Here is a 14,849-nt window from a genome sequence, read left to right as displayed (position 1 = left end):
TCCCTATTAATGCATCATGCGTCGTACTGCATAAATTTCTGGAACACGTTTAATGCGTTCTACTACTTTTTTCAAGTGCTGTAAGTTACGAATAGAGATTGACATATTAATTGTCGCCATCTTATTACGGTCACTTCTACCAGAAACTGCCGAAATGTACGTTTTCGTCTCTGTAACAGCTTGTAATACTTCATTTAATAAACCACGGCGATCGTAACCTGAAATTTCAATATCAACGTTATACTCAATTTCTTTTTCAGGGCTACCTTCCCACTCTACTTCTAATAAACGTTCTATAGCTTCTTCTGTATGAACATTTACACAGTCACGGCGGTGAATCGATACGCCTCGGCCTTTCGTAATATACCCAACGATATCATCACCAGGTACTGGGTTACAGCATTTTGATAAACGAATTAATAAATTATCTGCACCACTTACTTTAACGCCAGAATCCCATTTTCGAATTTTCATCGGTTTACGAACTTCTTTAACTTCAACAATCTCTTCTTCTTCACGTTGCTTACGGAACTTGTCCGTTAGTCGCGTAACAATTTGCGATGCAGTGATGCCATTATATCCAACTGCCGCAAACATATCTTCTTCATTTGCAAAGTTGAATTTTTCAGCAACTCGTTTTAAATTATCAGGAGCTAACACTTCTTTCATCTCATACTCTAGGCTACGCACTTCTTTCTCAACAAGTTCACGGCCTTTTTCAATATTTTCATCTCTACGTTGTTTCTTAAAGAACTGACGTATTTTGTTTTTTGCATGAGATGTTTGAGCAAGTTTCACCCAATCTTGACTTGGTCCATACGAATGTTTCGATGTTAAAATCTCAATGATGTCACCTGTTTTTAATTTATAATCAAGTGTCACCATTTTCCCGTTTACTTTTGCACCAATTGTTTTATTTCCAATTTCTGAATGCACACGATATGCAAAGTCAATTGGAACAGATCCAAGTGGTAATTCCATTACATCGCCTTTCGGTGTAAAGACGAATACCATGTCAGAGAATAAATCAATTTTTAATGACTCCATAAACTCTTCTGCATTAGAAGCTTCATTTTGCCATTCTAATATTTGACGGAACCATGTAAGTTTCTTCTCTAATGTACCTGCTGTTTCTGCTGTTTTTCCTTCTTTATACGCCCAGTGTGCCGCGATCCCGAATTCTGCGATCTCATGCATTTCTTTCGTACGAATTTGCACTTCAAGCGGATCACCTTTCGGCCCAATTACAGTCGTATGAAGAGATTGATATAGATTTGCTTTCGGCATTGCAATATAATCTTTAAAACGACCTGGCATCGGCTTCCAGCACGTATGAATAATTCCAAGTACTGCATAACAATCTTTAATACTATTTACAACGACACGTACAGCTAATAAATCATAAATTTCATTGAACTGTTTATTTTGCAGTGCCATTTTACGATAAATGCTGTAAATATGTTTTGGTCTTCCAGAAATTTCAGGTTGAATTGCAACTTCATCTAATTTCTCACGAATACCAGTCATTACTTCCTCTAAATACTCTTCACGTTCTGCACGTTTACGCTTCATTAAATTTACAATACGATAATATTGCTGTGGATTTAAGTAGCGAAGTGACGTATCCTCTAGCTCCCATTTAATAGTACTAATTCCGAGTCTATGTGCTAAAGGTGCAAAGATTTCTAACGTTTCATTCGCAATGCGACGCTGCTTCTCTTGAGGCAAATGTTTCAATGTACGCATGTTATGAAGACGATCGGCTAGTTTAATTAAAATAACTCGAATATCTTGAGCCATTGCAATAAACATTTTGCGATGGTTTTCTGCTTGTTGTTGCTCATGAGATTTATATTTAATCTTTCCGAGCTTTGTCACACCATCGACAAGCATAGCAATTTCTTTATTAAATTCCCGTTCAATATCTTCTAATGTAATCTCTGTATCTTCTACTACATCATGTAAGAAACCTGCTGATACTGTAGCTGGATCCATGTGTAAATCAACTAAAATACCTGCAACTTGAATTGGATGAATAATGTATGGTTCACCCGATTTTCTGTATTGTTCGCTATGCGCATCGCGTGCATATTCATAGGCACGTGCTACTAGCTCAATATCTTCATCCACTAAATATTGACTTGCTTTCTCGAGTACCTGTTCAGCTGTTAGTACCTGCTCATTTGCCATCGAATCACCTTTTATTGAAAATTGACTTTATCTTTATTGAATAGAATAAATTATATTCTATCATTATAACCCAATGATTGTGAATTGTGAAAAGGAAAAGATTTTACTGACATTTCACTATAATTTTTTGTTCAATTATACAAAAGTACCCGCTCCTCTCCAAGAGATTCACGGGTACTTTTTATCACCGTAGTTTTACCTATATAGTGATTAGTATTTTTCTAATACTAATACATCGTAACCATCTAACATTTTACGACCATCTAAGTAAGTAAGTTCTACTAAGAATGCAATTCCTGCTACAACTCCGCCTAGCTCTTCAACTAACTTAATTGTCGCTTCAATTGTTCCACCTGTAGCTAATAAGTCATCTGTAATTAATACGCGTTGACCTGGTTTAATTGCATCTTTATGGATCGTTAAAACGTCTTTACCATATTCTTTACCGTAGTCAACTGTAATTACTTCACGTGGTAATTTTCCTAATTTACGAACTGGCGCAAATCCTACTTCTAATGCATAAGAAACTGGGCAACCGATAATGAAACCACGAGCTTCTGGTCCTACTACAAGATCGATGTCTCTCTCTTTTGCATACTCAACGATTGCATCTGTTGCTGCTTTGTATGCTTTACCGTCGTTCATTAACGGTGTAATGTCTTTAAACACAATACCTTCTTTTGGATAATCCGGTACAATTGCGATATGTTGCTTGAAATCCATATTTCTGAATCCTCCTCAGATCTAAAAGGTTTGTAAATACAAATCCTTTACCCTAACTGTTCTACTTCTTTATGATTACGAATCGTTTCAAACCATGTATATAGTTGCTGATATGTGCTATAAACCAATTCTTTTTCTAATTGTAAGTGGTTCATTTTCTCACGATATGTGCTCGATTCAATTAAATCACGCTTTTGTTTTTTATCTGCCATAAAAATGACGCCATCTTTTATTGTAACAAATTCTAACTCAAAAAACACCTGTGTCATGAAATTTACTGTATCTTTTGACCAACCTTTATGTTGACATAATTGTTCTCCATATTGTCTTAAAGAAAATGGTGATTTTTGGCTCAAGAACGAATAGTACCATTTAAAATGTTCTCTCGTTGGAACAGTACTAAATAAATGATTATTCTCTTGATAAAATAGTGTATAAATTCGCGACGGGAATCCTACTTTAAATAGCTCTCTTAATTCATCTGTCCCTTTTGGTAAATCAAGTAATACGATGTATTGATCATCTAACTCGGTCACTTCTGATGCATGCATCATATGCTCTTTATAGTCTTCTAAAGAAAATTTATTCAATACCTCTTCAGAAAAATACACCATCGTGATTTTCCCTTTCGGAAGTTCTGCTAAATTTGCTTCTACGTTACGCATACTACGCCAATCGAATAATTGCCATGCCTCTACAGCAATATCTTGTACCATTAATTGCGGCTTCTTAAAATTATTCCATTCATTGATAGACGCTTCTCCTATTACAGATACTTTTGCAACTGGAGAAATTTCTTTCGCGTACGCACCAAAACCGAATCCAATTGTATCCAATGTTGCTTGTCCATCACGAAGAGACATCTTTAAATGAGAACCATCTGATCCGATTGCACGAATACTTTCTAACTCCGCATCTTTCACTGCAATACGTGGCTTTGGATTTCCAACACCAAATGGCGCTAACTTTTGCATATCTTCAATTGCTGCAAGTGTTACGTCCTCCACTTTGCAAAAAGCATCGACAGCTGTAATTGGAATAAAATCTTCTTCTGTTAAAATTGTATCTGCCTGTTCATTTAAACGGCGGCGTAATTCATCTACATCATTCATATGTAGCGTCATTCCCGCTGCCATCGGATGTCCTCCGAAGTGTGGCAATAACTCTCTACAATCTGACAAGTTTGCAAACAAATCAAATCCTGCAATACTACGCGCTGAACCTTTTGCAGTTTCTTTTACAGGATCAATGCATAATACAATCGTTGGACGATAAAAACGTTCAACTAATTTAGAAGCGACAATTCCAATTACACCTGGATTCCATCCTTCTTTTGCAAGCACTAATACTTTATTGTCTTCAGGAGGGAAATTCGTTTCCACTTCAGCGATAGCTTCTTCTGTAATTTGCTTTACAATATCTTTTCGCAGTTTGTTCAGCTCATCAATTTCTTCAGCCAGCTCTTTCGCTTCTTCGGGATCCTCTGATAATAAAAGATGTACAGCCGGCGTTGCATCTTCTAAACGTCCAACTGCATTAATACGAGGTGCGATTGAGAAGCCAATACTCTCTTCTGTAATTTCACTTTGCGAAACGTTAGCAACTTTAAATAGCGCCTTTAGTCCGATATTTTTCGTCATACGCATATGTTTTAAACCGCGCTTCACTAGCAATCTATTCTCACCGTGAAGTGATACTAAATCGGCTACCGTACCAATTACTGCAATTTCTAATAAATGTTCTGGCACACGGCCCAGTAGTGCATGTGCAACTTTAAACGCAACACCTACACCAGCTAAATAGTGAAACGGATACACACCCTCATCTAATTTCGGATGAATAATCGCAAGTGCTTCTGGCAATTCTGGTGGTGGCTCATGGTGATCTGTAATAATTAGATCTATCCCCAGTTCCTTCGCTACCTTCGCTTCATGTACAGCTGCGATACCAGTATCGACAGTAATAATGAGTGAAAATCCTGCGCTATGCGCCCAACGAAATGCTTCTTCATTCGGTCCATAACCTTCTGTAAAACGGTTTGGGATATAAAATTCTACGTCTGCACCTAATTCTTGTAAGGCAATATATAAAACAGTTGTACTACTTACTCCGTCCGCATCGTAGTCACCAAATATTAATATTTGCTCTCCATTTTGAATCGCCTTATTTACACGTTCTACCGTTCTATCCATTCCTTCTAATAAAAATGGATCATGAAATTCTTGATTTTCTGTATTTAAAAAATCTAAAATCTTATCTTCTGTATCTAGTCCTCTACCGAGGAATAACGAAACGACAAGTGGTGATAATTGTAATTTACTTGCTAATTCACTCACTCGCTCGCTATTATATTCTTTTTCTTTCCAACGCGTCTTCGGTTGTAACACGAAATCACCCCTTAACCTGTTCATTATACAAGACAGATTAAGGGGTGACAATATCATGCAAACTACGATGTAATATCTGTATACTAAAATGCTACTAATGTTTAATTTGGAGAATACGGATTTATATGTACAAATACATTTTGTACGTTATCTTGCAGCATAAGCGTTTCTTTCACATGCTTTCCAATGCGATGCCCTTCTTCTACAGTAATATATGGATCTACAGAAACTTTAATATCTACAATAACGTAATGACCATGCTCCCTCGCATATAACGAACCGATTTTTTTCACACCATCTATTTGAAGTACTGCTTCTCTAAGCGGAACAACATCTTCCTCATGAAGAACATGATCAAGCGTTGCATGAATTGCTTCTGCCCCAATACTCCATGCCATTTTTGCAACAAGAAGTGAAACAAATAATCCTGCAATTGGATCGGCATATACAAGCCAATCTAACCCGAACTTACCACCAATAATCGCTGCACAAATACCGATTAAAGCTGCAATTGAAGAAAACACATCTGAACGGTGCTCATATGCATTTGCAATAATTGCATCACTATTTACCCTTTTCCCTAATCGGAATTTATATTGAAACATTCCCTCTTTCACGATAATTGAAAGAACGACAGCAAAAATTGTAATCCCTTTCGGTGGTTCTAGTTCCTGCGAAAAAGCTTTTATGGACGAAATCGCTATCTCGATTCCCACAATAAATAATAATACTGCAACAATAATCGCTGAAATCGATTCCGCTTTACCATGACCATACGGATGATCTTCATCGGGCGGCTGCTTTGCTGCTCGTAATCCAAACAGTACAGCTAGCGAACCAATTACATCTGATGCAGAATGCACCGCATCTGCTAATAGCGCTTTACTGTTCCCAATATAACCAATTACCGCTTTTATGATTGCTAATATAATATTACCAACGATCCCGACAATAGCACCAAACTCGGCCTGTTTAAAACGTTCATCTTTTTCCATCATTAAAATCCCTTCTTTTCTTAACCTATCTTTTTATCCCACTTTAATGGGCAGTAAGACCCCTACCTCAAAATTCAGTGAAAGCAAAAAATTTAGGTGGGGGTCGGGCTGCCCATAAAAGTCCGATTGGTGAAGGCTAATAATCAGTGGGGGGATGAAGAACCCCCCCACTGATTAAAGTTTCACTTTATTGTAACAAAAACAGCGATAACATCACCACTTTCTTCCATTTTCCATTTCAAAGTCGCTATCTTATTGTATCCACAAACGAAAAAAGAGATGCCTCATAAAGAGACATCATCTTTTTTATACTTGCGGTTCAGATTCTACTTTCTCAACCTTTTTCTTGTTTTTGCCCTTTTTCAAACGACGGTTTTCAAGCATTAACCAAATTTGAGAAGCAACGAAAACAGAAGAATACGTACCTACAACTAATCCAACAAGTAACGCAAACGAGAAATTACGTAGTGACTCACTACCGAAGATAAGCAATGCAATTACTGGGAATAGCACTGTTAGTACAGTATTAATCGAACGACCAAGCGTTTGACGAATACTTGCATTTACGATCTCTTCTAAGTCTTTTATATCACGTACTCGTTTTTTCTGTTTGTATAATTCACGGTTTCTATCAAATGTAACGATCGAGTCATTAATAGAATAACCAATGATTGTTAATACCGCAGCGATAAACGTTAAGTCTACCTCTAACTGGAAAATACTAAATATAACAATCATAACGAATGCATCATGTAATAATGCAAGTACTGCAGATAATGCATACGTAAATCGGAAACGAATACTTACGTATAAAATGATAACCGCAGAAGCAATTAATACTGCGATAAATGCATTTCGTGCAATCTCTTTCCCGATTGTTGGTGAAACTGTACTTACGTTTGGATCTGTACCATATTTATCGTGGAAGAATGTTTTTGTTTTCGCAATTTCATCTTTTGATAGAACACCTAATGTACGAACTGCGAATCCTTTATTGTCATCTCCAGTCGGTACAATATTTTCTTCCTTCACTTCAATGTTCAATTCTTTAAAATCTTTATGAACATCAGACACAGTAACTGCTTGTTTTGATTGCAAGTCGATACGTGTACCACTCGCAAAGTCAATACCAAGATTCAATTTGAAAATTGGTAAAATAATTGCACCTGCAATTACAACTACCAGCGAGAAGATAAGGAATTTATGACCGACATTTACGAAGTTAATACGATCAAATCTTGTCGGTGGATGTACTACACCTTTTGTTAATGGAATAATATCCTTTTGTTTCACGCCAAAGTATCCTGGTTTTTTATCGAAGTAACGGCTCTTTACAAGTAAACTTAGTAAGAAACGAGTACCGAATACGTTCGTAATAAAACCGACTAAAATACTTACGATTAAACTTGTTGCGAACCCTTTTACAGAGCTATTACCATAAACGAATAATACACCGGCTGCTGCAAGTGTTGTAATGTTCGCATCTAAAATGGTTGCTAATGAACGGTGGTTACCAGCACGGAATGCCGACATCATTGACTTACCAATTTTCAGCTCTTCTTTCAGTCTCTCGTACGTAATAATATTCGCATCAACCGCGATACCTACCCCGAGCACTAACGCCGCAATACCTGGCAACGTAAGAACTGCATGCATCCAGTTAAAGACAAGTAATGTAACGAAAATGTATAAACCTAACATAATAACCGCTACAAGTCCTGGTAAACGGTAGAATACAAGCATAAATAAGAAAATAAGAGCGATACCAATCGCACTAGCGAAAATTGTTTGCTCTAACGCTTGTTGACCAAACTTCGCTCCAACAGATGTTGAATACATTTCTTTTAAATCAACAGGAAGTGCACCTGCATTTAATAAAGATGAAAGTTGTTTCGCGCTTTCAACTGTAAAGTTTCCACCTACGATAGATACTTCAGCTTGGTTAAACACTTGGTTTACTGTTGCTGCTGATAAGAACTTCGGATTCGGTTTTGCAGATTCTGCTTTGTACGAATCTTTTCCTTCTTCAAAATCAAGCCAAATTACCATTAAATTCGTTGGTGGTGGCATTTTTGAAATTTTTTCAGTTACTTCACGGAATTTTTCAGCGCTTTTTAGTGTAAGACCTACACTCGCACGGCCTTGCTCATCAAATGTTTGCTTCGCTCCGCCGCCTTTTAAATCCGTTCCATCCATAAGAAGGTTGTCATCTACATCACGGAATGTTAATTTCGCCTGTGTTGATAACATTTCACGTGCTTTTTGCTGATCTTGTACACCAGCAAGCTGTACACGAATTCGGTCCTGCCCTTCAATTTGAATGTTCGGTTCACTTACACCAAGTACATTGACACGATTTTCAAGAGCACCTACTGTACTTACAAGTGCCTCTCGGTCAATTTTATCACCTTTTTTGGCTGGTTTTACTTCATACAGAATTTCAAAACCACCGCGAAGGTCTAGTCCTAGACTAATTCCTTTTGCTATGTCTTTTCCTGCCGCACCAATTACTCCACCGATTAATAAAACGATGAGGAAAAAGGCGGCAATTCTCGTACTACGCTTTGCCATATGTACCCTCTTTCCGCTACTAACACTTCAAATAAATCTTTTACGATTCACCTTCACACGTATGCATACGCCTAGTTAGTAGACTTCCTTTCTATAATTTTGCTAGTTCCTCACCAGCTGTGTCGGTAAGTTTTTCACATTACCTACACTTTCATTATTTGTTTTCTCTCTTCACTACCCCCTTTATATATAATCTTAGACATAATTATTTCCTCATTATCAATACCTATCATTATACTGCAAAAGGAAGAACAAACCAATTGCAGTCGGTTATTTATTTTCATATTCATCAAATGACCAAAGCGGGGCTTGATATGCTTCAACAGTTAAATACGTCATATATTCATTAGCTGTTACTGTTAATACGTCATTAACTAATTCATACAATCTAACATCACTGTCTATCTTCTTCCACTTTTTCACTTTAAGAAACTTCCAAATGTCATCATCTGTTACTCGGTCGTAGCCGAACATTTGGAACTCTTCTACTTTACTTTCTAAAACGACTTGTAACTGTCCGCGGTATGATTCTACCAAAGCCTCTCTATCTAACATATATAACATCTCCTTCTTATTTCAGCACGAAAAGTCGCTTTTAATCCCGCTCTAATGGACAGCAATAACTACTTTCAAGAGTACTCTCTTAAATGCTTGTCATTCTTGTCTCGTACGTGCATATAAATTATTGTAAATCATTCCACTGATTTTGAGAAGGTAGGAGAAGACCATGACGAGACAAAGCTTTTTAAAAGGCGCATTTATTTTAATGATAGCCGGCTTTATTACCAAAATTCTAGGATTTATTAATCGTATTGTAATGGCACGTATTTTAGGAGAAGAAGGCGTTGGCCTTTATATGATGGCCGTCCCTACATTTATTCTAGCAATTACATTAACACAAATTGGTCTTCCTGTCGCAATCGCAAAATTCGTAGCAGAAGCAGAAGCTGTGAATGATAAACAAAAAGTTAAAAAAATATTAACAGTATCATTAGCTGTTACATCTGTTATTAGTATCATTTTAACAATTGGAATTATGCTCCTCACACCTATTTTAGCAAAAACATTATTAACTGATGAACGAACGTACTATCCATTAATGGCCATTTTGCCTGTCGTTCCTGTTATTGCTGTTTCTTCTGTTTTACGAGGCTATTTCCAAGGGAAACAAAATATGAAACCTAGCGCTTACGCCCAAGTGATAGAACAAATTGTCCGCATTACAATTATCGCTATATGTATTCAATTATTTTTACCTTACGGCGTAGAATATGCTGCAGCTGGTGCTATGTTATCAGCCGTTCTCGGTGAAGTGGCATCGTTATTATTTTTACTCACTTTATTCCAGCGCGAAAAACATTTATCTATACGCTCGGGATTTTTCACTACTGTAAAGGAAAGCAAGGGGACATTTTATTCTCTTATGGATATTGCACTTCCAACTACAGGAAGTCGTTTAATCGGTTCCGTTTCCTATTTTTTTGAACCTATCGTCGTTATGCAAAGCTTAGCGATTGCCGGCGTTGCTGCCTCCGTCGCAACTCAGCAATACGGTATATTAAACGGGTATGCATTCCCGCTTCTTTCACTGCCAGCCTTTATTACATACGCTCTTTCGACAGCACTCGTTCCATCTATTAGCGAGGCAATGGCAAAAAGACAGTATAAATTAGTAGAACACCGCTTACAACAAGCTCTTCGGATCTCACTCATTACTGGCGGGTGGTCAGTTGTTATATTATACGTATTTGCTTCTCCTGTTTTAACTCTTATGTATGGATCGGATAGTGCAACAGCGTTCATCCAGCTTCTTGCACCTTGCTTTTTATTTCATTATTTTCAAAGTCCACTTACCTCTGTTTTACAAGCTTTAAACTTAGCACGTGCGGCCATGATGAATACGTTTATTGGTGCAATCGTGAAATTAATCGTTATTTTCGTACTAGCTTCAAGGCCAGAGTTTCAAATGATGGGGGTTGCCCTTGCAATTGCAGCAAATATCGTAACAGTAACATTTCTTCATTATGCTACTGTTTTAAAGAAAATTACATTTACCATTTACGCAAAAGACTATATTTTTGGCGGACTTGCCATCGGTATCGCAGGCTCCTTCGGTTTTTACCTTCATAAGTATATAGTTTTCTCTCATTCACTTGGCATACAAACATTATGGGAAATCACTTTAACAACACTCGTTTATATTGTGCTCCTCTTCATTTTCAAGCTCATTCGAAAAGAAGAGTTAAGTCGTCTCCCTATCATTCGAAAACTGTCATTTTTGAAGTAAACGGGCTTACTATGTCATATAGTAAGCCTCTAGTTTTCTTTCAAATCAACAAAAAATTGTCCATTTTGAAAGCTACAGTATAAAATTTTTGTTACATCGTTATAGCCTAAGTTTTTTAATTTTCCAACAAGCCACTCATCTGTATGTTCAATCATTTGCAAATGATTCGATTGAATTTCGCCATCGATAATAAGAGGAAGAGTAAACTGTAATACATCCTGCCCGCCTTTTTGTTTTTGAAAGACAGATAACTTCCCAGATGGTTCTAAAATAGCGTATTCTACATCCCGGATATCTCCAACTCCTTGTTCCCTTAATTGCATCATTAAATCATCTATATTATAACGTTGCTTTCTCATCTTCTTTTCATCAATCTTTCCCGCATTTACAAGAATAGCCGGCTCACCTTCTATTAAATGCCGAAATCGTTGATACTTTAACGAAATAACTGACAAAATAATTTGTATACACATAAGAAAAGTCATCGGAACTAATTGGTGCCAAAGTGATTTATCGGTATTTTCAATTGCGACTACTGCCATTTCACCAAGCATAATGAATACGACTAAATCTAATACACTTAGCTCTCCAATTTCGCGTTTACCCATAAGACGAAAAATAATTAAGATGATGATATACAAAAGCATCGTCCGGCCAATGATTGATACCCATTCCATTTCTACATCTCCTTTTTACGTATAGACTCCCCTATAAAAAAGAAAATAGTCTAACTTAGGCAAAAGGAAAATATGCTTGTATTAAAAAGGGGGAATGTATAAATGGATGGAACGAAAAAATTATCAACTGCAATCGGCTTCGGTATCGTTATCCTATTAATTCTCGCAACAGTTACTAGCATGATTATGGCTCTTTTATTAAAATTTACAGATATGAATGAAGGAACATTAGCTGTTACTATTTTTATACTAGCACTTTTATCTATGCTTATATCCGGGTTTACTGCCGGCAAAAAAGCACAAGGGAAAGGTTGGCTAGTAGGCTTCACAACAGGACTTACATTCACTATACTTGTTTTTCTAGTTAACTATTTAGGTTTCTCTCAAACTTTATCGAACTCACAGTTACTTTACCAATTAGCATTAATGGGTGCGAGTACACTTGGTGGCATTTTCGGTGTAAATATGTCCAAACAAAATAACTAAAAAAAGCCCTGCACATTTCATGCAGGGCCTTCCTCATTAGTTTTTCACAACTTCACGAATCGCATTACGATCGAAAGTTAAGTGTGAACCACCAGATTTAATAACGATTTTCGTCTCATCTACTGATTCGATTGTACCGTGTAAGCCACCGATTGTTACGATAGCATCACCTTTTTTTAACTCACTTTGCATTTGAGCAACTGCTTTTTGACGTTTTTGTTGCGGGCGAATTAATAAGAAATAGAAAATCGCAAACATCGCAACGATCATAACGATATTCATCATACCTGGATTCATCTTTTGTTCCTCCTTTTAAATTATGTATTAGAAGTTTTTAGCATTCGGTTTATTAAAGCCATACTGTTCAAAGAATTCTTCGCGGAAATCGCCAAGACGGTCTTCACGAATAGCTTGTCTCACCTGCTCCATTAAGTTTAACAGAAAATGAAGGTTGTGATAAGACGTTAAACGAATTCCGAACGTTTCATCACATTTCATTAAGTGACGAATGTACGCACGAGAGTAATTTTTACATGTATAGCAATCACAGTTTGGATCAAGCGGACCGAAGTCTCTTGCGAATTTCGCATTTTTGACAACTAGACGGCCTTCACTTGTCATACATGTACCATTTCGAGCGATACGAGTTGGAAGTACGCAGTCAAACATATCGATACCACGAATTGCACCATCGATTAATGAGTCAGGAGAACCTACTCCCATTAAGTAACGTGGCTTATTGTCTGGAAGAAGTGGTGTTGTAAACTCAAGTACACGGTTCATAATATCTTTCGGCTCACCTACAGATAAACCACCTACCGCGTAACCAGGGAAGTCCATTGAAACAAGGTCTTTTGCACTTTGACGGCGAAGCTCTTCGAACTCCCCACCCTGTACAATACCGAATAAACCTTGATCTTGTGGACGTTCATGCGCTTTTAAACAACGCTCTGCCCAGCGGCTTGTACGCTCTACAGACTTCTTCATATATTCAAAAGTAGCTGGGAATGGAGGACATTCATCAAATGCCATCATAATATCTGATCCTAATGCATTTTGAATTTCCATTGCTTTTTCTGGTGATAAGAATAATTTATCTCCATTTAAGTGATTACGGAAGTGAACGCCTTCCTCTTCAATACGACGGAAGTCACTTAAACTGAATACTTGGAAACCACCAGAGTCCGTTAAGATTGCACGATCCCAGTTCATAAATTTATGCAAACCGCCTGCTTCACGAATGATTTCGTGACCTGGACGTAACCATAAATGATACGTATTACTTAAAATAATGCCAGAATCCATTGCTTTTAATTCTTCTGGTGACATTGTCTTAACTGTTGCAAGTGTACCAACTGGCATAAATGTTGGTGTATCAAATGAACCGTGCGGCGTATGTACACGTCCTAAACGGGCACCTGTTTGTTTACAAGTTTTAATAAATTCATAACGAATTGCTGTCATAATTTACTCCTTTTATTTGTTTCCCATTTTAGCGTGAGAGGCAACGAACATTGCATCACCAAAGCTAAAGAAACGATATTTTTCTTTTACTGCTTCATTATAAGCATGAAGTACATTATCTCTGTTTGCAAATGCACTTACAAGCATAATTAATGTTGATTTTGGTAAATGGAAGTTTGTAATTAAACCATCAATTGCTTTAAATTCATAACCTGGGTACATGAAAATGTCTGTCCAACCAGAAGCAGCACAAAGCTTGCCGTCATGATCTGTCGCAATTGTTTCTAACGTACGAGTTGAAGTCGTACCTACCGTAATAATACGTCCACCATTCTCTTTTACACGGTTTAATAATGCCGCCGTCTCTTCAGACATATGGTAATATTCTGCGTGCATATGGTGTTCTTCAATCGTATCAGCAGAAACTGGTCTAAATGTTCCAAGCCCTACGTGAAGTGTAATGAAAGCTAACTCAACGCCTTTTTGTTTTAACTTCTCCAGTAACTCTTCTGTAAAGTGAAGTCCTGCTGTCGGCGCTGCTGCTGAACCGATTTCTTTCGCATATACTGTTTGATAGCGATCGCGATCTTCCAGCGTTTCCTTAATATATGGAGGAAGTGGCATTTCTCCAAGTTCATCTAAAATTTCATAGAAGATGCCGTCATATGAAAATTCAAGCTGACGTCCACCTTGATCTGCAGTTCCTGTGCAAGTTGCTTTTAATTTTCCTTCGCCAAAAGAGATAACAGTTCCTTCTTTTACACGTTTCGCTGGCTTAACAAGCGTCTCCCACTTATCGCCTTCTTCTTGTTTTAAAAGAAGTACTTCAATGTGTGCGCCTGTATCTTCTTTCACACCGTGCAGACGAGCAGGCATTACTTTCGTTTCATTTAAAACTAAGCAATCCCCCTCATGTAAGTAAGAAAGAATGTCCGTAAAATGTTTATGCTCAATATCGCCTGTTTCACGGTCTAACACCATTAATCTTGATGTTTCACGCCCTTCTAATGGGACTTGTGCAATAAGTTCTTCTGGTAAATGAAAATCAAACAGATTAATATCCATAACT

12 protein-coding genes are annotated in these 14,849 nt (G+C 37.3%); 2 read left to right on the top strand and 10 right to left on the bottom strand.

Features of this window, described 5'->3' with window-relative positions; all coding sequences use genetic code 11:
* Nucleotides 1–6: 6 nt before the first annotated feature.
* From relA to PDK19_RS01585, 6 genes are all read right to left on the bottom strand, one after another.
* Nucleotides 7–2,190: a GTP diphosphokinase gene (gene relA / locus PDK19_RS01610; RefSeq protein ID WP_001262814.1), complete on the bottom strand. Its 2,184-nt coding sequence runs from the start codon at nucleotides 2,188–2,190 to the stop codon at nucleotides 7–9.
* Between the two features lie 210 nt (nucleotides 2,191–2,400).
* Nucleotides 2,401–2,913 carry an adenine phosphoribosyltransferase gene (locus PDK19_RS01605; RefSeq protein WP_000346214.1) on the bottom strand — a complete coding sequence of 171 codons (513 nt, stop codon included), beginning with the start codon at nucleotides 2,911–2,913 and terminating at the stop codon, nucleotides 2,401–2,403.
* 47 nt (nucleotides 2,914–2,960) lie between these two features.
* Nucleotides 2,961–5,300: a single-stranded-DNA-specific exonuclease RecJ gene (gene recJ, locus PDK19_RS01600; RefSeq protein WP_000941277.1), complete on the bottom strand. Its 2,340-nt coding sequence runs from the start codon at nucleotides 5,298–5,300 to the stop codon at nucleotides 2,961–2,963.
* Nucleotides 5,301–5,401: 101 nt separating this feature from the next.
* Nucleotides 5,402–6,295, bottom strand: a complete 894-nt coding sequence (locus PDK19_RS01595) for a cation diffusion facilitator family transporter (RefSeq protein ID WP_014481757.1) — start codon at nucleotides 6,293–6,295, stop codon at nucleotides 5,402–5,404.
* Between the two features lie 306 nt (nucleotides 6,296–6,601).
* Complete coding sequence (gene secDF, locus PDK19_RS01590; protein WP_001129484.1) at nucleotides 6,602–8,866, bottom strand: protein translocase subunit SecDF; 2,265 nt, start codon at nucleotides 8,864–8,866, stop codon at nucleotides 6,602–6,604.
* Nucleotides 8,867–9,136: 270 nt separating this feature from the next.
* Nucleotides 9,137–9,421: a post-transcriptional regulator gene (locus PDK19_RS01585; RefSeq protein ID WP_000886980.1), complete on the bottom strand. Its 285-nt coding sequence runs from the start codon at nucleotides 9,419–9,421 to the stop codon at nucleotides 9,137–9,139.
* Nucleotides 9,422–9,593: 172 nt separating this feature from the next.
* On the opposite strand from PDK19_RS01585, the gene spoVB reads away from it, so the two are divergent.
* Complete coding sequence (spoVB, locus tag PDK19_RS01580) at nucleotides 9,594–11,153, top strand: stage V sporulation protein B (RefSeq protein ID WP_074614886.1); 1,560 nt, start codon at nucleotides 9,594–9,596, stop codon at nucleotides 11,151–11,153.
* 29 nt (nucleotides 11,154–11,182) lie between these two features.
* On the opposite strand, the gene PDK19_RS01575 is transcribed toward spoVB, so the two are convergent.
* Nucleotides 11,183–11,830 (bottom strand): DUF421 domain-containing protein, encoded by a 648-nt coding sequence (locus tag PDK19_RS01575; RefSeq protein ID WP_074614887.1) that lies wholly within the window; start codon nucleotides 11,828–11,830, stop codon nucleotides 11,183–11,185.
* Between the two features lie 102 nt (nucleotides 11,831–11,932).
* On the opposite strand from PDK19_RS01575, the gene PDK19_RS01570 reads away from it, so the two are divergent.
* Complete coding sequence (locus tag PDK19_RS01570; protein WP_014893502.1) at nucleotides 11,933–12,316, top strand: TIGR04086 family membrane protein; 384 nt, start codon at nucleotides 11,933–11,935, stop codon at nucleotides 12,314–12,316.
* 36 nt (nucleotides 12,317–12,352) lie between these two features.
* On the opposite strand, the gene yajC is transcribed toward PDK19_RS01570, so the two are convergent.
* The 3 genes from yajC to queA are packed head-to-tail and all read right to left on the bottom strand — an operon-like array spanning nucleotide 12,353 to nucleotide 14,845.
* Nucleotides 12,353–12,613 (bottom strand): preprotein translocase subunit YajC, encoded by a 261-nt coding sequence (gene yajC, locus PDK19_RS01565; protein WP_001068066.1) that lies wholly within the window; start codon nucleotides 12,611–12,613, stop codon nucleotides 12,353–12,355.
* A gap of 27 nt (nucleotides 12,614–12,640) precedes the next feature.
* Nucleotides 12,641–13,780, bottom strand: coding sequence for a tRNA guanosine(34) transglycosylase Tgt (gene tgt / locus PDK19_RS01560; RefSeq protein ID WP_000125362.1), 1,140 nt, complete (start codon nucleotides 13,778–13,780; stop codon nucleotides 12,641–12,643).
* Between the two features lie 12 nt (nucleotides 13,781–13,792).
* On the bottom strand, nucleotides 13,793–14,845 hold the full coding sequence (gene queA, locus PDK19_RS01555; protein WP_270706492.1) for a tRNA preQ1(34) S-adenosylmethionine ribosyltransferase-isomerase QueA: 1,053 nt from the start codon (nucleotides 14,843–14,845) through the stop codon (nucleotides 13,793–13,795).
* Nucleotides 14,846–14,849 lie beyond the last annotated feature (4 nt).

This window comes from Bacillus cereus group sp. BcHK124, from assembly GCF_027712065.1.
Taxonomy (GTDB): domain Bacteria; phylum Bacillota; class Bacilli; order Bacillales; family Bacillaceae_G; genus Bacillus_A; species Bacillus_A pacificus.
The sequence above is the reverse complement of the archived record's forward strand: the minus strand, read 5'-3'. Positions and strand labels throughout refer to the sequence as shown.

What these genes read in the sequence shown, in the direction of transcription:
- relA (WP_001262814.1), bottom strand. Translation starts at nt 2,190, where the DNA reads ATGGCAAATGAGCAGGTACTAACAGCTGAACAGGTACTCGAGAAAGCA.
- PDK19_RS01605 (WP_000346214.1), bottom strand. Translation starts at nt 2,913, where the DNA reads ATGGATTTCAAGCAACATATCGCAATTGTACCGGATTATCCAAAAGAA.
- PDK19_RS01595 (WP_014481757.1), bottom strand. Translation starts at nt 6,295, where the DNA reads ATGGAAAAAGATGAACGTTTTAAACAGGCCGAGTTTGGTGCTATTGTC.
- secDF (WP_001129484.1), bottom strand. Translation starts at nt 8,866, where the DNA reads ATGGCAAAGCGTAGTACGAGAATTGCCGCCTTTTTCCTCATCGTTTTA.
- PDK19_RS01585 (WP_000886980.1), bottom strand. Translation starts at nt 9,421, where the DNA reads ATGTTAGATAGAGAGGCTTTGGTAGAATCATACCGCGGACAGTTACAA.
- spoVB (WP_074614886.1), top strand. Translation starts at nt 9,594, where the DNA reads ATGACGAGACAAAGCTTTTTAAAAGGCGCATTTATTTTAATGATAGCC.
- PDK19_RS01575 (WP_074614887.1), bottom strand. Translation starts at nt 11,830, where the DNA reads ATGGAATGGGTATCAATCATTGGCCGGACGATGCTTTTGTATATCATC.
- PDK19_RS01570 (WP_014893502.1), top strand. Translation starts at nt 11,933, where the DNA reads ATGGATGGAACGAAAAAATTATCAACTGCAATCGGCTTCGGTATCGTT.
- yajC (WP_001068066.1), bottom strand. Translation starts at nt 12,613, where the DNA reads ATGAATCCAGGTATGATGAATATCGTTATGATCGTTGCGATGTTTGCG.
- tgt (WP_000125362.1), bottom strand. Translation starts at nt 13,780, where the DNA reads ATGACAGCAATTCGTTATGAATTTATTAAAACTTGTAAACAAACAGGT.
- queA (WP_270706492.1), bottom strand. Translation starts at nt 14,845, where the DNA reads ATGGATATTAATCTGTTTGATTTTCATTTACCAGAAGAACTTATTGCA.